The 20,410-nt window shown below is 41.0% G+C and carries 17 protein-coding genes; 1 reads left to right on the top strand and 16 read right to left on the bottom strand.

Annotated features, from left to right (window positions below; genetic code table 11):
• Positions 1–7 precede the first annotated feature (7 nt).
• The gene (locus A11Q_RS10730; protein ID WP_015470836.1) at positions 8–1,330 is read right to left on the bottom strand and encodes a hypothetical protein; all 1,323 of its coding nucleotides are present in this window, start codon (positions 1,328–1,330) and stop codon (positions 8–10) included.
• A 365-nt stretch (positions 1,331–1,695) separates the two neighbouring features.
• On the opposite strand from A11Q_RS10730, the gene A11Q_RS10725 reads away from it, so the two are divergent.
• A complete protein-coding gene (locus A11Q_RS10725; protein ID WP_015470835.1) occupies positions 1,696–4,692 on the top strand; it encodes a transglutaminase domain-containing protein in 2,997 nt (998 codons plus the stop codon).
• Here A11Q_RS10725 and A11Q_RS10720 read toward each other — a convergent pair.
• The 15 genes from A11Q_RS10720 to A11Q_RS10650 all read right to left on the bottom strand — a co-directional run bounded on the left by A11Q_RS10720 (position 4,689) and on the right by A11Q_RS10650 (position 20,275).
• Positions 4,689–5,393, bottom strand: coding sequence for an ABC transporter ATP-binding protein (locus tag A11Q_RS10720; protein ID WP_015470834.1), 705 nt, complete (start codon positions 5,391–5,393; stop codon positions 4,689–4,691). The genes A11Q_RS10725 and A11Q_RS10720 overlap by 4 nt on opposite strands.
• Entirely contained in the window at positions 5,386–6,171 is a 786-nt protein-coding gene (locus A11Q_RS10715; RefSeq protein WP_015470833.1) for an ABC transporter ATP-binding protein, read from the bottom strand. The genes A11Q_RS10720 and A11Q_RS10715 overlap by 8 nt, the downstream gene beginning before the upstream one ends.
• A complete protein-coding gene (locus A11Q_RS10710; protein WP_015470832.1) occupies positions 6,164–7,126 on the bottom strand; it encodes a branched-chain amino acid ABC transporter permease in 963 nt (320 codons plus the stop codon). The genes A11Q_RS10715 and A11Q_RS10710 overlap by 8 nt, the downstream gene beginning before the upstream one ends.
• A gap of 1 nt (position 7,127) precedes the next feature.
• Positions 7,128–8,027, bottom strand: a complete 900-nt coding sequence (locus tag A11Q_RS10705) for a branched-chain amino acid ABC transporter permease (protein WP_015470831.1) — start codon at positions 8,025–8,027, stop codon at positions 7,128–7,130.
• 19 nt (positions 8,028–8,046) lie between these two features.
• Positions 8,047–9,171 carry an ABC transporter substrate-binding protein gene (locus A11Q_RS10700; protein ID WP_015470830.1) on the bottom strand — a complete coding sequence of 375 codons (1,125 nt, stop codon included), beginning with the start codon at positions 9,169–9,171 and terminating at the stop codon, positions 8,047–8,049.
• Positions 9,172–9,215: 44 nt separating this feature from the next.
• Entirely contained in the window at positions 9,216–10,199 is a 984-nt protein-coding gene (gene pfkA, locus A11Q_RS10695; RefSeq protein ID WP_015470829.1) for a 6-phosphofructokinase, read from the bottom strand.
• Between the two features lie 136 nt (positions 10,200–10,335).
• Positions 10,336–10,608 carry an HU family DNA-binding protein gene (locus A11Q_RS10690; RefSeq protein ID WP_015470828.1) on the bottom strand — a complete coding sequence of 91 codons (273 nt, stop codon included), beginning with the start codon at positions 10,606–10,608 and terminating at the stop codon, positions 10,336–10,338.
• Between the two features lie 186 nt (positions 10,609–10,794).
• A complete protein-coding gene (locus A11Q_RS10685) occupies positions 10,795–12,633 on the bottom strand; it encodes an APC family permease (RefSeq protein ID WP_015470827.1) in 1,839 nt (612 codons plus the stop codon).
• Positions 12,634–12,694: 61 nt separating this feature from the next.
• Positions 12,695–12,916, bottom strand: coding sequence for a DNA gyrase inhibitor YacG (locus A11Q_RS10680; RefSeq protein WP_015470826.1), 222 nt, complete (start codon positions 12,914–12,916; stop codon positions 12,695–12,697).
• Between the two features lie 8 nt (positions 12,917–12,924).
• Positions 12,925–13,695, bottom strand: a complete 771-nt coding sequence (locus tag A11Q_RS10675) for a hypothetical protein (protein WP_015470825.1) — start codon at positions 13,693–13,695, stop codon at positions 12,925–12,927.
• A gap of 179 nt (positions 13,696–13,874) precedes the next feature.
• Complete coding sequence (locus A11Q_RS10670) at positions 13,875–14,633, bottom strand: prolipoprotein diacylglyceryl transferase (protein ID WP_015470824.1); 759 nt, start codon at positions 14,631–14,633, stop codon at positions 13,875–13,877.
• The gene (lspA, locus tag A11Q_RS10665) at positions 14,630–15,130 is read right to left on the bottom strand and encodes a signal peptidase II (RefSeq protein ID WP_235044604.1); all 501 of its coding nucleotides are present in this window, start codon (positions 15,128–15,130) and stop codon (positions 14,630–14,632) included. The genes A11Q_RS10670 and lspA overlap by 4 nt, the downstream gene beginning before the upstream one ends.
• Before the next feature lie 8 nt (positions 15,131–15,138).
• Positions 15,139–17,937 carry an isoleucine--tRNA ligase gene (ileS, locus tag A11Q_RS10660; RefSeq protein ID WP_015470822.1) on the bottom strand — a complete coding sequence of 933 codons (2,799 nt, stop codon included), beginning with the start codon at positions 17,935–17,937 and terminating at the stop codon, positions 15,139–15,141.
• A 118-nt stretch (positions 17,938–18,055) separates the two neighbouring features.
• Complete coding sequence (locus tag A11Q_RS10655) at positions 18,056–18,604, bottom strand: hypothetical protein (RefSeq protein ID WP_015470821.1); 549 nt, start codon at positions 18,602–18,604, stop codon at positions 18,056–18,058.
• A 90-nt stretch (positions 18,605–18,694) separates the two neighbouring features.
• Entirely contained in the window at positions 18,695–20,275 is a 1,581-nt protein-coding gene (locus A11Q_RS10650) for a sigma-54-dependent transcriptional regulator (RefSeq protein WP_015470820.1), read from the bottom strand.
• Positions 20,276–20,410 lie beyond the last annotated feature (135 nt).

The raw sequence follows: 20,410 nt of genomic DNA, 5'->3' as shown, positions 1-20,410 counted from the left end.
ATTCCTCTTACTCCACCGGACATTCTGTATAAGACCACAAGGCGCTACCACCAAGTTGGATTGTGGAACTTACATTTTGAGTTATTTCGTTAGAAAAAATATCGACAACCTTAATTTCTAAAGTAAAAGGTCCATCAAAAGGGCTTGTCCATAAATACTCAACGGACTTTCCATCAGTTTGTATGGGAACGGATACACCATTTACAAAAGCTGAACTTAAAGGATGATTCGTGTTGAATTTGACCAGTAAAGAACTGCTTTCGTAAATAGTGTTACTCGCAGGAGCTTGAACTTGTAAATTTAAAGGAGCAGTGCTGCGAACAATGTCTAAAGATTGCTCGCTAATATTTCCGGCAGCATCCGTTGCGCGTACAACAATTTGATAGTTATCATCTTCGGGAAGTTCAATAAGATAAGAAAACTGTGTTTCAGAAGTTTGAGAAATTTCTCTTTGATTAATTAAGATATATGTTTTTGTCGGTGAACTATCTTGTATATTCACAGGTAGTAAAACATTTCCTGCATTCGTGTAAGTAGGTGTGGAACCTAAAGTAATCACTGGAGCTATATCATCTAAAGAAACTTGTAAGTTATAATTAACTTCAGTCATATTTCCCGCTAAATCTACAGCTTTAACGTGTATCTGATTTCCCTCAATAGCAGTGATGTTTTTCTGAAATGTATAGATAAAGCTATCACTTGAAATTATTTGTCCATCAACTTCGAAACTTTGCAGAGCTTCGTTTGTTGTAATGGATAAATTTAACAAAGATGGAATCGTAGAAACATACTGCATGCCAGACGAATTATGTGTCAAAATTGGCGGTGTTTGATCCAGTGGGAGTTCTTCACCATAAGCTCGAATGCTCACTTCAACATATGAGATAACAGAGCCAGTTACTTTTATTTGTAATTGATTATTAAGTTCTACAGATAGAGGTAACTCAACCTGTGCGGTATTACGATTAAAAGCAGATGGTGTTAGGATAGGTTGTCCATTTAAAGAAATGCTAACCGCTGATGCGCGAAGAGTATTAACGTACAACTGCTGAGCTGCATTTTCCACTTGGCATAGTAATTTGGCAATCAAACCGAGCCCGTTACAATTACGTTGTGAATGTAACCCACCGTCGGCATTTTTGACGATAAGACGATAGTTCTGCTGAAGCTGAGATTCTGTACGTGCCCATGTTTCTTGCCGAGTGGACGAACTGTGAAAATATATCTTAGGGCCAAAAATCGTAGTGCTGGCGCTCTGCTGAGCCACACTGCCAATTGAAAACAAAACAATTCCCAAAATAATTTTAAAATAAAATATCAAACGTAGCATAAGGTCACCTTTCAACGTACAACAGCGGATAGTTTAGAGGTGATCTTGATGGAAAATAAAATTTTGCTATAGGAAATATCGAGTTAATACGATTGTAAGATTTAAGATGAGATTTTGTTAAAGATCTTTAACGATAAATTAACAGCTTTGCGAGAAGTTATGTCATAAAAAGTATTAATGAATCATCGAAGTAAATACGAGTTATTCAATAATTTTGAAAATATTGATGAGTTGAAGATAAATGAAGAATATGTAGAAAAAGTTATCTTCGTTTCGCTCGTCTAAAGTCTAGCAAATCCAAGCCTCTATTGTCTTACTCAAGATATTGTTTAGTTGGTCCGATATTGAAGTTTGTAGAGGTGTCTATGGCGTGGACTGCGTGTTTATATTTTGTTGTCACATTCTTTTTTACTTTATCTGTCTGGTCGCAAGAACCTCCTACGGGTGTAAAAGCTAATAAATTTATTATTAAAACTCAGATCGACAAATCGGGTAAGGCGATCGCGACAACCGAGATTGAATTCATAGTTGAATCTGAAGTGGGTCGCACGGCTTTAACAAACTATCGTGTACATTTTTCTGGTTCTAAAGACAATTTCAGACTACTTGAGACGTATTCAGATACAATGGGACAGAAGTCAAAGGTTTCGCCTGGATCTATTACTGTATCAGAGCACCAAACATTACAAGAGGGACTATCTGATCTGAAGCAGGTAGTAATTCCGATAAGCGGTGTCGGAATAGGAAGTCGAGTCGTAATTTCTTACCAAATAACTACTCCCGCTGCTATATCGGGACATTTAAGTGAAGTTCTTGCCTTAGCAAATGATTCTTTAGCTAAAGAAGAATTTTATTTATATGAGTCAGATTTGCCGATTAAGTTTATTTCTCAGGGAGTAACCCCATATTTTTCAGAAAAAACATACATTCAAAAAAATTCTAAAGGTGAACCTGAAAAATATTTTCTTGAGTTTCGACCAACTGAAATAGGTTATGCAACAATTGGTAAAAATAATGAAACGGGTATAATCTACATTAGTACATCCCCTGATTGGAACAGCATTCGAGAATATTTTTCTTCACAGTATCAAAAAGTTTGGAACGATCGACTTCCACAGCCTTTACAAGATATTGTAAAAAAAATTGCTCCCCTTACGACTCCACAAGAGCAAATCGAAGTTGCTTCTCTAGAGTTATCTAAAATTATTGCGTACTCTGGTAATTGGAAATCGAACGAAGGGAAATTTATACCTCAAAAATTTTCTAGTTTGATTAAATCTAAAATGGGTGACTGCAAGGATTACTCAAGTGCTTTAGTAGCAATTTTACGTCAAGTAGGATTCGAGGCTTTTCCAGCACTCACATTTCGTTCGCGACAGTATTTAGGTATGGAGTATCTAGAGAAATTGAAAGAAGTTCCGAACATTGCCTCTTTCAATCATGCCATTGTTTGGGCAAAAGATAAAAATAACAAGGTTTGGTGGGTTGATCCGACAAATCCGTTAGTTATTGCAGGAACAATTGCATCTGATATTTTAGGAAATTTTTCACTGATACTCGATGGGGCAAGCCAAGATGTAGTCTTTTTGCCTGCCGAGAATCTAATGCCCAACGACACTTCAATTGAATATGTAATTAAATTAAATCCTGACAATTCTGTTGAGTCCAATGGAAAAATTTTGTTAAACGAAGTCAGTTATAACTCTATTGGATTAATTGAAAAAGCTCATGGACTCGATTTTGTTAAAAATGTAATAAATTATATTATTAGTCCAGGTGCAAAATTAGATATGAGTTTAAAAAAAGAGGCGATAGAAAAGGTTCCTCGATATGATTTTCAATTTGTATCGAAATCCTTAATATATGAAGAAACAAAGAAATACAAAAAATTCTATTTACCTCATCCAGCACTTGTGCAGTTACATTCGATTGAAGCCAATAGAGCTAGTTATGTTGGTGAAATAGGTACTTTCAAAGTCGTTACAAAAATTGAAAAAGCACAAGCCGTAGAAACTTATTCAGAGGACTGCTACACGCGAACTCCGTGGTTTGAGGTCGATAGAGTAGTTGAAAATAAAGAGGATTATATTTTAGTTACGGACACGATAAAAACAAAGCAAAGAACTATTAGTAAAAAACAGGCTTCAGATGCAGATTTTAATGAAAAACTAAATTCGGTACATGACTGTACGCGAAATATGTTAATTACATTGTCTTTAGATCCATCACTGAAGACTGAGGAACAGTTAAAAAAAGAAAAAGATTTAGGGCCAGATGTTTATAGTATGACGGAACAAGATGCTAAACGCATACGTGAATTGAGTAAAGGAGCTGAATACTCTTTTGTCGGACCTAAAAAACTTCTGAAATATTATAGTTTAAAGTTAAAGCAAGAGCCGAATAATCCTGAATACTTAGTTCGCAAAGCGCAGGCTATTACAGACTTGGGATATCTTTCTGGCAGAAAATATGACCAAGCATTTTTAGAAGACAGTATTTCTTTAATTGATAAAGCCTATGATTTAAAACAGAAAAAATATGATAAGCTAATATATCAAAATCGTATTTCAACACATATTAAGCAAAAAAAATATAAGTTGGCAGGACAAGATTTAAAAGTCATGTCGGAGTCAGAAAAAGAAGATCGCTTTCTTGTGTATAGCCTTTCTGCAGACTTAGCTTATGCTCAGGAAGCTTACGAGTTGGCTGAGCAATGGTTGCGAGCTTCAGAAAAAATAGCAAAAACCCAAGAAGAAAAGGAAAGCTTCTACAGAAGTATGTCCCATGTTTTAACAGGACAAAATAAAATAGCAGAAGCGATTAAGTTTTCTGAAGAGTTGTTAAAAACTGACCCTAATAATGCCTGGAAGTATCACAATGTGGCGATTCTGTACAATATGCAGAAAGATTATGACAAAGTGATAGAGTATGAAAAAAAAGCATTAGCTATAACAGAGTTTGGTATGGCTAAAAGAACTTTGAGTGAGGCGTACTTAGCAAAAGCTTTTGCATTAAAACCGGCTCCTCCTTTGATCGATCCTCGCTTGCCGACATCTGTAGGAGTTCAGAAAATTGCAATGGCAGCACCTGTAAAATTTGACAAACAAAGCTATGAAACTCTGCTGTTAGAATCAATTAATGCTGATTCAGAAAACAAGGAGTGTCTGATTGAGTTGATTACTTTTTATAGTACAGAGATGCTGCAGGGGACAGATTGGAAAACTCCATCTCAGAAAGCCAATATATATTTAGAACAGTTGCGTAAGGTCGATGCTCAGCACCCATTGCTAGGTACTTTATCCTCTGTTTTACAGATGTATACAAAAGTTGTAGAGCAAAGATTGCCGTCGAAATCCAACTAAGACAAATACGCATCAATAACGCGCTTGTCATGCAGCAGATCCTCGCCACGGCCTTCTAGGGTGATGCTTCCTGTTTCCAGCACGTAGGCCTTTTCAGAAACTTCTAAGGCTAAGCTGGCGTTTTGTTCGATGACTAAAACTCCGAGGCCTGTTTTTTTCAGGTCGACGAATTTTTGGAAGATCTGCTCGATAATGATGGGTGCTAAACCCAATGACGGCTCATCTAATAAAAGCATATCGGGCTCAGACATCAAAGCGCGTGAAATAGCCAGCATTTGCTGTTCACCACCAGATAATGTTCCTGCTAATTGGTCTTTGCGTTCAGCCAAGCGGGAAAACATAGTGAATTGTTGTTCTATTAAATGCTGGATTTTATCTTTTGATTTTTGTAAGTAGGCGCCCAACATTAAGTTTTCAGTTACTGTTAGGTTAGGGAAGATGCCGCGGCCTTCTGGGCATAGAGCGATCTTTTTTCTAAGGCGATCTGGAGCATTCAATGTCGCGATGTCTTCACCATTTAATAGAATTTCACCTTTGTGAGGTAAAAGACCACAAAGCGCTTTAAGCGTCGTTGTCTTCCCCGCGCCATTAGAGCCAATTAAAGATGTGATTTCGCCAGATTTAAAGCTGAATGAAATACCTTTAACAGCTTTAATAAGTCCATAGTTTACATGTAAGTTTTTTACTTCAACATTAGTCATGTTTGCGTTTTCCTAAGTAGGCCTCGATCACTTCTGTCGAGTTCTTGATATCAGCAGGGTTACCATCAGCGATTTTTTTACCACGATTCAAAACAACGATACGGTCACAGATATTCATGACCAATTTCATGTCGTGTTCGATCAATAAAACAGTTAAGTTAAATTTTTCTTTGATGAAACGGATAAGCTTATTGAGTTCTTCTGTTTCCTGATGGTTCATACCAGCGGCAGGCTCATCTAGAATTAACAACTGTGGTTTCGTCGCTAAGGCGCGCACGATTTCAAGTTTTCTTTGAGCCCCGTAAGGCAAAGCACTTGAAACTTCATGGGCTAATTTGTCTAATTCGAAGATTTTTAAAAGCTCGATCGCTTCTGCTTTTAAGTTCGCTTCCAAAGCTTTATGCGACTTTGTATTGAACAAAGAAGAAAACCAGTCCGCGAAGCTACCATTGTGATTGCGTTGCTGTAGGGCCATCAAAACGTTTTCTAAAACAGTCAGCTTTTTGAAAAGGCGAATATTTTGAAATGTGCGGGCAATACCAGCTAAGTTAACAGCAGAGGCATTGAACTGTGTGATTTCTTGATCTTGGAATACAATGGAACCCGTATCCGCTGTGTAGAAGCCCGAGATGATATTAAATACCGTTGTTTTTCCGGCCCCATTCGGCCCAATAAGGCCCAAAAGTTCTGACTTGTTGATGTGAAAGCTTACAGAATCAACGGCTTTAAGACCGCCAAATTGAATCGAGATATTATCGACGTTTAGAATTTTACTCATTTGGCTTACCCATTCTGATGTTTTTAAAGCTGAAGCTTTCAAGGTTAAACTCTTTACGACCCAATAATCCTTGCGGTCTTAAGATCATCATCAAAATCAATAGAATTGGAAAAATAATCATACGTAAATCGAGATTCCCAATTTGAACACTTCTTAAAGCTTCTGGTAAGAACGTCAAGAAAAGGGCGGCAATAACTGAACCAGTTAATGATCCTAATCCACCGAAAACGGCGAAGATCAAAATTTGTACCGAGATAATAAAACCAAATGAACCAGGGCTGATGAAACCTAAGTGGTGGGCGTAGAAACCACCGCCAAGTCCTGCGAAAAAGCTCGAGATCACAAAAGCGCGGCGTTTAGTTTTAGCCACATTTAATCCCATAACTTCTGCGGCAATATCGTCTTCATTGATGGCCCAAAGATTGCGACCAAACCAAGAAAACTTAAGGCGATACATAGTCAGGAATGTGAATGTTAATAAGATCGCCGCAAATCCGTAGCTCAGAAGAAAGCTAGGGAATTTTGCGATGCCCATGTAACCACGCGGTCCACCTACGTAGTCCCAGTTTAAAAGAACTACGCGCACAATCTCTGCCATCCCCATCGTGACGATAGCCAAGTAGTCCCCTTTTAAGCGGAAAGAGGGAAGTGAAATCAGATAACCCGCGAAAGCCGCAACAAAAGCTGCCGCTAATACTCCCACAGGAATCATGTACCATTCACTGTTTAAGAACTCTTTATTGATCAAGGCTGCGGTGTAGGCACCGATAGCCATTAAGCCGGCATGACCTAATGAAAATTGATCGGCAAGACCTGTGATAAAGTTCAAGCTCAATGCCATGATCGCGTTGATCATAAAGCTAATAAAAACTGCTTGGATGTAAGAATTTAAGAATGTCTCTAATGCAAAACCCAATGCGATAACGCAAACTAAGAAGATCAAATAGCGTTTCATATTAAATTTTCTCTTTTCTTGCAGTTCCAAAAAGTCCATTTGGCTTATACAGAAGAATGACGATCAGAATAGAAAACGAAAGGGCTTCTTTGTAAGTCGAAGCGCCGTAGCCCACAAGATAGTATTCTCCGAGGCCCAACAAGAAGCCACCGATAACGGCTCCGTGTAGACTTCCGATACCACCAAAAACCGCAGCTACGAAAGAGCTCATACCGATCTTCACGCCCATCATAGGATCGATTTTTGGGTATTTGATAGAAACAAGAACAGCCGCGATACCCGCTAAAGCTGAACCGATGATAAATGTAGTCGAAATAATTTTGTTATTGTTAATGCCCATTAACGGAGTCATGTCTGGGCGTGTACTAACAGCTCTCATCGCACGACCTGTTTGTGTACGATAGATGATATAACTTAAAACCCCTAATGAAACGAAGCTGACGAAGTAGATAAGAATGTCGATCAAACGGATCGAAATGTCAGCCACAGTGAAAAGAGTTTTATCTTCGATTAGATTTGGAAATGGCTTTGGAGCAGATCCGAAGATAATTTGTCCACCGAATTGGAATAGAATACTGACGCCAATTGCAGTGATAAGAACATTCATTTTTGCTGAGTTACGAAGTGGCTTATAAGCTAGTTTTTCTACGCAGAACCCGATAAGTGCTGCGCAGATCATCCCACCTAATAAGCCAATCGTGAAATTTAACGGAGACGGAGTATCAATGTGAAGAAAACGCGCCAGATAATAAGTAGCAAACGCACCCATCATGTAGATTTCAGAGTGCGCGAAGTTGATCATGGTTAGAATCCCGTACACCATAGTGTAACCAAGGGCCACAAGGGCGTAGATGCTACCGAAACTAAGACCATTAAGCGTATGTTGTAGGAATTCTTGCATTTTCTATCACACTTCCTGATTACGGATTAATACTTGTAATGTATTTGTATTCAGGGCCTTGGATTTGAACGATAACCGCGCTCTTAATAGCATCACGATTTTCATTCATCGACATTTTTCCAGTAACGCCGTGGAAGTCTTTAATTTTTGTTAACTCTTCACGGATATTTTCAGGAGTCACTTCAGTTGTGTTTTTGATAGCTTCCGCCATGAAGTAAACAGCGTCATAAGCCAAAGCAGCCATCACGTCTGCATCTTCTTTGTATTTTTCTCTGTAAGCTTTTACGAAAGCGATTGTTTTAGGATCAGTAGATTCAGTTGTGTAGTGATTTGAAAAGTAACTGCCATCTAAAGAGTTTTTCGCAATTTCGTAAAGTTTCGGAGACGACCAACCATCACCACCAAGAAGTGGTTGTTTGATTCCTAATTCTTTAGCTTGCTTCGCGATTAAAGCCACTTCGTTGTAGTAACCAGGAACAAAGATAGCATCAACGTTTTTAGATTTGATCGCTGTTAGCTGAGATTTAAAGTCGATGTCACCTTCTTGGTACGAAACATCGATTAAAATTTCTCCGCCAGCATCTTTAAGTTTTTGTGTGAAGATATCAGAAAGACCAACAGAGTAGTCATTTTTGATGTCACGTAAGATAGCAGCTTTTTTAAGTTTTAAATTCTCAGTCATGAATTTTGCCATCACAGTTCCTTGGAAAGGATCAATGAAGCAAGCGCGGAAAATATAATTACCAATTTTTGTTACATCTGGATTTGTTGCAGATGAAGTTAACATTGGGATTTTGTGTTGTTGTGCAACCTGAGCGCCGATTTTAGAACGACCAGAAGTCGCTTCACCTAAAATAGCAACGACACCATCTTGGCTGATCAAGCGATTTACAACAGCAAGTGTTTCATCGTTGTCAGACTTGTTATCGTAATTGATGTGTCTGATTTTTTTTCCGTTGATTCCACCAGCGGCGTTGATCTCTTCAATCGCCATTTGAGTTCCGTTCATTTGGAACTGTCCGAAGGTAGCTGTCGCTCCTGTATTCGGGCTGTAAGAACCGATTAAGATTTCGTTTTCGTTAGCTTTTTTTGTACAAGAAAATACAAATAAAGAAACGGCAATAACAGATACTAGCTTTTTCATAGAAGCTCCTTTTGAAATAGGCTTAAGTAGCTGATAAGATTGAACTAAATCGAGAGCAATCTGGCAAGATGAATCAGGGTCTTATCACCTGGTTTTTCTTTACTAGTAACAAGATCTAGGGGGATTTCAACCAGTTTGTCGGCCTGAACGCCAATCATAGTGTTATTTCGCCCCGCAAGAAGCGCTTCTACGGCAGCATTGGCTAGGCGAGAGGCTAAAATACGATCATGTGCAGACGGAGTTCCACCACGTTGCTGATGGCCTAAGATGCACACTTTTGCATCTAATCCTGACTTTTTGCGAATAGCATCGGATAGATCGTAGGCTCGACCGGGCTTTTGTCCTTCGGCGGTGATGATAATGCTACTTGTTTTACCACGAGCACGTGAGTTCTTCAGGTTTTCAACGATTTTGTCCACACTGATGATATTTTCAGCGGTTAGAATTTCCTCGGCTCCGCCGGCAAGTCCGACATGGCTAGCGATCCAACCAGAATTTCGTCCCATCACTTCCACAATGAAAATTCGATCGTGACTGTCAGCGGTGTCACGGATTTTGTCGATAGCCTGAAGTGCTGTGTTCACTGCGGTATCAAATCCGATGGTGTCATCAGTTCCATAGACATCGTTGTCGATTGTTCCAGGGATTCCGATGATTGGAATTTTATGTTCAGCACCTAAAAGCTGAGCTCCGCGAAAAGAGCCATCACCACCGATACAAATAAGGCCATCAATACCTTGAGCTTTTAAATTATTAGCAGCAGTCGCACGATATTCAGGTTTCATGAATTCAGCCGAGCGTCCTGTTTTTAAAATAGTTCCGCCGCGCTGGATGATGTTGGCCATGTCACGCATCTGTAAGGTGATCATTCTGTTTTCGATCATGCCCACATAGCCATTTAGAATTCCAACGACTTCTACTTTTTGAGAAAGAGCTGTTCTAACGGCAGCACGAATTGCGGGGTTCATCCCAGGGGCATCGCCGCCACTTGTGTAGACACCAATTTTTTTCAGTGAAGAAGTTGTCATGCAGACGATTATGGATGCAGAAGAAGAGGGGGTCAAAAAAAAAGAGCTTCTTAATCCTTAAGAAGCTCTTTTTAGAATTTGTAGAAATTGGCAAATTATTTGCCGCATCCCATTCAAACTTATCAGTTAGTAGGAATTACTTAACTAAGTGTTTGAATTCAGCGCCAGCGCGGAATTTTGGAGTCCATGCTGCAGGGATTTTGATAGTTTTGCCAGTTTGTGGGTTGCGACCCATACGAGCTTTACGTTTAGCTTTAGTGAAAGTACCGAAGCCAACTAACTTAACGTCGTCACCTTTTTTAACAGATTTTTTAACGTTAGTCATAAAGCAATCAACGATGTGTTCACATTGAGCTTTTGGCATTTTAGTTTCCGCGGCGATCTTTTCGATCAATTGCGCTTTGTTCATTTGTCGTGCTCCTTCTTGAGACGACTCGCTTTGAGGGCGAGGGTTGTTGTTGTTACGTCCTGTTGTTGATCATCATCCCTGATGAGCCTATCAGAAAACAAAAACAAATTTCCGTCAAGTGGACAAAATTAAAATATGTCGCTCTGTGGTGCTGTGAGCGGATTTCACGTCATTACTGAGTTATTGTTAAGTTGTTGTTAAATGATATTTAACACTCGTGACAATCACGTTCTTTTTGTAAAGCAGCGACAGCCGAATGAGCCATGCCGTTTGGTTGTGGAGTAGCTGGTGATGCCACTTTGCCGTGACAAACTCTGGGAAAATCACCGTTACAAACTCGGTTGGCTTTTCCTGACTGACTTTATCAATGAAGTTAATAATCGGGCTAGAGATCGAACGATAAGGCGACTCTAAGACATGTAGTTGTAGCTCTGGAAATTTTTCGTTCCATGCTGTGAGCATACGTTGATAAGACTCTTCATCTGTTTTGACGTAACAAATACGCAAATCGTGAGTGATGCTCATCCCATAGCGAATGGCATTCATCACACCTAAATGTAAGCCAGATACGGGAATGATCACCGTGTGCTCTGTGACTTTTTCACTTATTGGGGCGTTATAGTGCGATTGTGAAATCTCGCGGGCAAACATCACATAGTGCACGTGAATGCGATGGAAGATGTACACCATGGTTGGAATAACTAAGATCACAATCCATGCTCCATGCATAAATTTGAATGTGGCCACGATACACAGAACGACGGCTGTACAAATGGCTCCGAAACCATTTAAGGCGATAGAAAACTTCCAGCCTTGTTTCCTGTTCTTCCAGTGGTGAATCACCATACCGGATTGGGACAAAGTAAATGAAAGGAACACACCAACGGCATAAAGCGGGATCAAGTAATGCGTGCGACCTTGGAAGAAGATAATCAGACCGATGGCCACAACCGACAGACCGATAATACCATTTGAAAATACGAGTCGATCACCAATACTGGCCAACTGACGGGGAGCATAACGATCCTTTGCTAGTAACGATGCGACTCGCGGGAAATCAGCGTACGCTGTAGACGCAGCTAGGAAAAGAATAAGCATAACTGCGATTTGGAATACATAGAAGAATACACCGCCACCAAAAATTAATTTATTCAATTGAGAAACCAGCGTCACCCCTTCAACGTGGGTTAAGTTGTGGGCGTACACAAGATAACTGATTCCAAAGAATAAACTGGCTAGCAGGAAAGCCATCATCATCAAAGTGGCTTTAGCATTTTTAGCTTTTGGATTTTTAAAGATAGGCACCGCATCTGATACAGCTTCGATACCTGTCAAAGCCGCACATCCCGAGGCAAAAGCTTTTAAGGCAAGAATCAATCCAATTTCGGGGTAGTTGGTTTGCATCACATCCACAATGGGATTGATATTTTCATGGGGGTTTTGCCAAAAGCCTTTAAAAATTAGAATTCCGATAGAAATAACGAAGAAATATGTGGGAATAGCGAAGACTGTGGCGGATTCTGAAACTCCGCGAAGACTTAATGTCATCAGAATCAGAATTACCCAGATACAGAAAAATATTTGAACTCCTGCTAAACTAGGGAATGCAGAAACTAAATTTTCAACTCCGGCAGAAACAGACACGGCAACAGTGAGTGTGTAGTCGATCAGAAGGGCTGCTCCAGCGACAAGGCCGGCATTCTGTCCCAAATTTTCTTTAACGACGGTGTAGGCGCCGCCGCCTTCTGGGTACGCTTGAATAGTTTCACGATAAGACAGGGAAACGATAAACATCAAGACAACGATGGCTCCCGCAATCGGTAAAAGCCAGTGAGTAGCAAATGGAATGGTGGCCGCGGCTAACGCCAAAGGAATGACGATTTCTTCCGTTGCATAAGCCACTGATGACAGGGCATCCGCAGCTAGAACCGGAAGCGCTTTCCATTTTGGAATCAGGTTATGATGTTGATTGTTAGAACTCAAAGGTGAGCCAATAAGAATACGTCTGAGTTTAGAGATAACCATGTTCAAGCCTCAAATAAGATATGAGGTCATCATACTCTTTTAGCTAGTGAAAACAAGGGCTTTAGGAATTGAATTCAGAGTCGTCATCTTCACCAGTTTCACCCAATGCTTGGTTAGGTTCTGAGGGGGTGTTGTTTTCGGCTGGAATCGAGTAAGAACCGCTGGCCCACTGACCTAAATCGATAAGTTTACAGCGCTCTGAGCAGAAAGGGCGAAAAGGGTTTTCAGGAGAGTAAAAAGCAAAACGCCCGCACTGCGGGCATTTTATCTGTTTATTTTGCATGAATCTAATTAAAGACCGCAATTAGCTGCTTGGCAACGTTTCATTGTACCTTGAGCTGCAGCGGTATTTCCGATGAAAAGTGTGTAGCTCACATTAGTGCTATTAACAGAGCCGTTTGCTACTTGCAATGTTACCATCGTTTGGTTCAAACCTGTCCATGCATCACCGTAACCAGTGGCTTGGAACCCTTGGTTTTGGTTGATTGGTGAAACCGCCATTTGGATTTGCAATGGATTTCTGTAGGCACCTTGGTAGTACGAGTAATCTGGGATGTAAATACCAGTGATCCATCCTAAAGCAAGTCCCAGTAATCCACGTCCATTAGGTAATTGTCCGTAGAAGTTGAAGTAAGGGTCTTGCTTTGGACGAGCTATGATCGTTGCCAGGGCTGTTCCTGAGGTTGTTGAAGGTAACAACAAGATAATATCTGTATAACCTTGAATATAAGCTTCGCAATTCGCTTGGCCGTAGTTATTGGCAGCGCGGTCACAAACACCCATGCCTTGCTTGAACAACTTTTTCATTGCCTCAATGTTGGTAATTCTTAAAGTTGTTGTATTCGAGTAATTATCTGAATACATACCATTATTCAGAAAGTCTCCAGCACCTGTTGCGTTGTTACCATTGTAACATTGGCCATTAGAATACCAGTAACCGACAGGGCAGATTGAGTTACTTGTCGCTGTTGCGCCTACGTTACCTGTTGTTTTCGTATTCGGTCCGCAACCAGTTAATAGCAATCCAGCTAATAAAGTTGATGCCCAGAATAGTTTTTTCATAAAAAACTCCTTAATAAAAGTCTTCGTCACTAGGATGTATTACAAACCTGATACCAGTTTCAGAAGCGATATAGGTAATTTTTAGCTGTCAAAATAGTAAACACTAACAATTAGCGCTTACTGCTATAGGGGGGTGCTTCAGGAAGTGTCTCAGAATGAAACGAAGTGAATAGGACTAATTAGCGTGAGGAACGACGGAAAGAAATCAGCGATCTCACAAGAAAAACACAGCCATTAAAGATAATAAACAAACTGATTAACTGAGAAATCGAAAGCGATCCAAATAGGGGAAGACGAATAAAAATACCACGGAAATCATCGCGGAAGTACTCTGTATAGAAGCGAACGCTGCTGTGGACGGTGAGCCAAAGCACAAACAAAGCTCCCGTTGTTTGTTGGAAAAAGCGATAGCGGCGTAGCCCAAGTAAGCTGAAAAATATCAATAATTCACTGAAGAAAAGGTAGAGGGTTGTGGGGTGTCGTCCATCGATAGCCCACGGAAGTGTGCAATAGGAACCATAACAGCAGCCCGATAGGAAGCAACCGATGCGTCCCAGAGCATGGCCCAAAGAAAAAAGCGGAGTGAAAAAGTCAGCCCATTCTAAAAAATTAACTTTGTGGATACGGGTAAATATGTAACCAGCGATAAGGCAAAGAAGCAACCCGCCTAAAAAGACGAATCCACCATTCCAAAAGTAAAGAACCTGTAAGGGATTGGCACTGTAATACGTCCACTCTTCATAGAAGACATGCAGTAGACGTCCTCCGACAAAGCCTGCGATCATCAAGGTCAGAGCTAAATCAAAAGCTAACTTTCGACTTTTTTGTTGTCGGTCCACTTCGCGAGACAACAAAAATAACATCAAACTCAGGCTGACACTGATAACCAGAAAAAACGTGGGAATCTGTAAAGAGCCGAGGTTGATAAAAGGTATCATGCTTTACTTGCAGAACTTTCTTTGAACATAAAGTACAGCAGAAAACAAACACCGCCCACGATCGCCATGTCGGCTATATTGAAAGCCGGCCACGATAATTTTCCATAGTGAAAATCAAAAAAATCCACAACGAAGCCGAAATGTAGGCGATCAAGATAGTTCCCTACAGCTCCGGCAAAGACAGAACTCAGGGCTAACGTTTGTTTTGTGTCTTTGTCGTCAACGCCCTTTAAGATAAAAAGAATGATGAGGCAGGCTATTGGGGGAACCGCTAAAAAGAAAATATCGCGAAAAGCAGTAGGGGCCTGCGACAAGAATCCAAAGGCGGCTCCAAAGTTACGAACGTAGGTGATATGGAAGAAGTTTTGAATAACGGGAATGCTTTGATGCAGTTCCATCTGTGTATGTACCAGTAGTTTTGTTACTTGGTCTAATGAAACCATCAGACCCGTAACACCCATCAATAATAAATACTTTCGCTGTAAATAGGAGCTCACGTAAGCGCTCACGTTAAGGCCTCAACACATTTCGGGCATACCCCTAACGTGGTTTCAGCCTTTGAAATGTCGTGAGAATAAACCCAGCAGCGCACACATTTTTCACCAGTAGATTTTTGTGCGGTGATCGCATACGGGCCATCAACGAGCTTCACTTCAGAGACAATCAAGATTTCGCGTAGATCCTGAATAGCTTTAAGCGCCCCTAAGGTCTCTTTTTCTGCTTTGATTTCCACAGTGGCTTCAAGGCTGGCTCCGATCACTTTAGCGGTGCGTAGCTCTTCCAATTTTTTCTGAACATCACTGCGTACATTTAAAACGGCAGTGAAAAGCTCATGTAAAGAGTTGTTTTGCCATGCCGGTTGCGCCACAGGGAAGCTTTCTAAGAAAACTGAATCCTGATTTTTACCTTTGAAATACGAGTAAGACTCTTCTGCTAAGAACGATAGAATTGGAGCCATCATCTTAATTAAAGTCTCAGTCGTGTGGTGAAGCACAGTTTGCGCGCTTCGACGAGCTAAACCATCGTGCTTCCATGTGTAAAGACGATCTTTTAAGATGTCCATGTAGGTTGCCGACAGAGTCACAGTAAAGAAATGATTCAATAAATGATAAACACGATAGAACTCGTATTTATCATACGCATTGGTTACATCCATAATCAGTTGGTTTAATTGGTGAAGCATCCACTGATCAATCTGTGTCATTTGTTTTGGTTCGACTTTGTCTTTTGCAAAATCAAAATCAGAAGTTGAACCTAATAGGAATCTCATCGTGTTACGAATTTTACGATACGTTTCAGTTACACGTGTTAATTCCTCTTTTCCACAGCCGACATCGTTACCATAGTCGCCGTACGAAGCCCAAAGGCGTACGATCTCAGATCCGCTTTTTGCAGAGACTTCATTCGGGTCAATTGTGTTTCCTAAAGACTTACTCATTTTACGTCCTTGGGAATCATTGACGAAGCCGTGTGTGATCAAAGCTTTGAACGGCGGTTTTCCTGTTGTGGCCATAGATGACAACATTGAAGTATTAAACCAACCACGATGTTGATCCGAGCCTTCAAGGTAAATATCGGCTTGGACATTTTTATAGCCATAGCCTGAGTGTTCAGAGTGAACGGCAGCATGGCAGACTCCAGAGTCAAACCACACATCCAAAATATCGCGGCCTAGTTTGAACCCTTGAGATCCAAATTCTGGTTTCGCGTTAGCTGGTTTTTTCCAATTCGAGCCGACAAGGGCATTTGCATCAGCTTTGTAATAAGCTTCAATACCACCTTCAGCGACAATGTCCGCTGCGCGCATCATTAAGTCGTAATCTGCTAGAGGCTCACCAGTTGCTATGCAGGTAACAATAGGGATTGGTACGCCCCAGATTCTTTGGCGGGATACGCACCAGTCAGGACGATTTTCCATCATCGCTTGGAAGCGAGCGCGACCCCATTCCGGGAAGAACTCAATCTTATCTAAAGCTTCTAATGTTTTTTTGCGAATTTGAGTCTCTTCTTGGTCAATACCGATAAACCATTGCGCAGTCGTGCGGAAAATTAACGGAGTTTTCGAACGCCAGCAATGAGGGTAGCTATGTACAAACTCAGAAAACTTCAATAGATGACCTGAGGTTTTTAATTTTTCAACAATCAAAGGATTGGCTTTGAAAATATTAACACCTTTCATTTCAGGGAAGTCGTCTGTGTAAAGACCGCCATCATCAACAGGATTAAGAACAGGCAATCCATATTTCTGTCCCACGCGGAAGTCATCCGCACCATGGCCCGGGGCTGTATGAACAGCGCCTGTACCAGCATCGGCTGTTACGTGAGGACCTAATACGATGATAGAGTCACGATCAATAAATGGGTGACGAGCTTTTCCTAGCTCCAGATCCGCGCCTTTAACGACATTTTTCTCAGTTAAAGTCAGTCCTATTTCTTTTTCGAAGAATTCTTTTAAAGCTTTCGCGATAACCAGATTTTCTTTTTGACCATTAAGCTCAGTTGAAAACACTGCATAGTCAAAATCAGGGTGTAAGGAGATTCCTGTGTTTGATGGCAATGTCCACGGAGTCGTTGTCCAGATAACGAAGGATGTTTTTTCAGTTGGATTTCCTAGCTTTTTAAGAGTCTCGGCATCAGTCACTTCGAACTTAACATAGATGGAAGGTGACTTATGATCATGATACTCGACTTCCGCATCTGCTAGAGCGGTTTTTAGCGTCCAATTCCAGTAGACAGGTTTAACACCTTGATAGATCACTCCACGTTTGTAGGCGCGTGCGAACTCACGGATTTCTTCAGCTTCATAGGCGCGTGACATTGTCAGATAAGGGTTTTCCCAATCAGCTAAAATACCGAGGCGTTTAAATTGCTCACGCTGATGATTCACCCAGTGTGTTGCTTCCGCACGGCATAGAGCTAAGATCTCTTGATCTGTTTTGATTTCTTTTTTTGCAGCAAGGTCTTTCATCACCTTGTGCTCAATAGGCAAACCATGGCAATCCCAACCCGGAACAAACGGAGCATAGAAACCCTTCATGCCTTTGTATTTCAAAATAAAATCTTTCAAAGACTTGTTCAGTGCATGACCGATATGGATCGAACCATTGGCGTAAGGAGGTCCATCCGGCATGGTGAAGCCTTGACCATCCTTATTTTTTTCAAGAAGGCGTTGATAGATTTTGTCCTGTTCCCATTTCGCAATAGTTTTAGGTTCGTTAATTGGCAAATCGCCCTTCATAGGGAACTGCGTTTGCGGCAAACGGATCGTACTTTTGTAGTCAGGTGTTTGTGGGGTAGTCGACACGTGGAAACTCCTTGAAATAAGCAAGCAGTCTATCAAATCGAGCGACATTTGGGCAGGCCTTTAAGACCTAAGAACGGGGATTTTGCATGGTATAAAACAGAATCAAACAGGTGCAGAACTACATTTTCTTGAACTGTTTGTATCCTAAGGCAATTAGCGCTCTAAGAGCTTCGATATCAGAGCTTAAATTGAGGGTTTGGCGGACTTCACTCAGGGCTTGTAGCGATTGGATATCCAGCTGTCCTAGGCTAGAAGACGAGCCGCCGCCCATATTTCCCATAGCATGGGCCGCTTGATTGACAGTCTCTTTGAAGCTCAGGGGTAGACCTGTTACAGGAAGAGATCTTGTCTGAGCTGTTGGAGCTTCCAATGTAGTTTGAGGCTGAGCTTTTGGCATAGTTGGAGCCGCAACCGGAGCTGACTGAGCCGGTGTTTGAAGATCACCAATCATCGATGCCAATTGCTTTAACTCTTGCTTGAAGTTTTGAATACTAGGCGCTTCTAGTGAAGCTTCACCATTGCGTTGGGCTTTAAGATAAAGACTCACAAGAATATCCTGTGACGTCGCCATATCTTTTACAGATGCTGGCTGAGTCAATAACCAAGAGTAGGCTTTTTGCAAAGTCTCTTTGGTATAAGCTTGTGGAGGCAATGGGTTTAACGTCATGGGATGGCTACGCTAACGAGCGCCTTAATTAGAGTCAACAACATCATTTTGCAACAGTCTTCGTCACATTTTTAAGTGTGAAATGAACTGCTAACTTTTTGGCTCTGCATATTCTTTCGCCACGATTCCATACTTTTCAATCTTACGAAGAAGAGTCTTTTTTGGAATATTTGCGTGCAGTGCTGTTTGGTTGATTCTGCCTTTAAACGTCTTTAAAGCCTTGATAATAAACTGTTTTTCGAATTCCTCTTTTTGAGCATTGAAGTCTAAAGAGGCACTGTCCGAAATGCTGATGCTGATATCTTCGTCAGCACAGGATTCGAGACTGTCGTCGTCAATTTCTGAGTCAATATCAAAATCATTTTCTGAATCAATTTCTGTAGAGCTGAAGACCTGAGCAGATTTTTTTAATGTTTCCGATTGACTCTCTAAATTCTGCATCGTTTCGACTAAACTCACACCGGCAGCCTCAAGAAGTGCTTCTGGCAAGCTTCCTAGGCTGATCGTATTTGAACTCTCTAATACGAAAGAATGCTCAATAACATTTTCGAGTTCACGAATATTTCCGGGCCAGCCATAGCGTTTCAAAACAGACAGCGCTTCAGCGCTGATACCCGTTAAACGCTTTCCATGAATTTGGTTGAACTTGCGAATGAAGATATGAATCAAAACTTCCAAGTCATCTTTACGATCCGCTAACTGTGGTAAGAATATAGGAACGACGTTCAGACGATAGAAAAGATCTTCGCGGAAGCGGCCATCTTTCATCATCTCTTCCAAAGGGCGATTTGTCGCGGCAATGATACGAACATTAGTTGGAATTTCGCGATTCGAGCCGACAGGCATAAAGAGCTTTTCCTGTAATACACGCAGGATCTTCACCTGCATCAATTGAGGCATGTCACCGACTTCGTCTAAGAATAGAGTTCCACCTTCGGCAAATTGAAACTTACCGATTTTGCGTTCACTGGCTCCAGTGAAAGATCCTTTTTCGTGACCAAAAAGTTCTGACTCAAAAAGATTTTCAGGAATAGCTGAGCAGTTAATAGCAACAAACTTTTCGTCTTTGCGTGCAGAGTTGAAGTGAATCGCTTTAGCTACTAATTCTTTACCTGTACCTGAAGCGCCACGAATTAATACAGGAGTATCAACCTTAGCGAGCTTGTGGATAACATTGAAGACCTTTTGCATTTGCGAGGTGTTGCCGATGATTTTACGGCCTTCATCTACAAATACCGGAGACGATACAGCCAGTGTTGAAATCAGAGTGTGTGCCGTAACGGCCTTATCGATTAATTGAATCAGCTCATCACTAGATAGGGGTTTAGATAAGAAGTTATAGGCGCCGTCTTTAACTGCTTGTACGGCCACTTCTACTGTGGCGTGTGCCGTGAGCATTAATACGATAATGCCGGGGTCCATTTCTTTAATTTCTTTAAGTGTATTCAGACCATTTTTGCGTGGCATATCCACGTCTAAAATAACGATATCGAAAGCGCGAGCTCCAGCTTGTTGTGTTTTGTTCTTTTCTGCAGTTCTTTCTTTGATTTTTTCAATAGCATTCACACCATCGAAGGCCTCTTCAATATAGAACTTTTTCGTAGCTTCAAGAGCTGATCTGACTGAAAAGCGTAGGGCCTGATCGTCATCAACAACAAGAACTTTAAGCATAATCGAACCTCCAAGCAGAGTCGTTACCGTCACTGGGGCCAAAGATATACTAAGTGGTGTCACTTTTGCCTCTGTTATTTTTCTGACAGGAAAAATTTAACTGTCGAAACTTTTGACGATTCGAGGGGGAGGAAG

The sequence above is a fragment of the Pseudobdellovibrio exovorus JSS genome (assembly GCF_000348725.1).
GTDB lineage: Bacteria > Bdellovibrionota > Bdellovibrionia > Bdellovibrionales > Bdellovibrionaceae > Pseudobdellovibrio > Pseudobdellovibrio exovorus.
The sequence above is the reverse complement of the archived record's forward strand: the minus strand, read 5'-3'. Positions and strand labels throughout refer to the sequence as shown.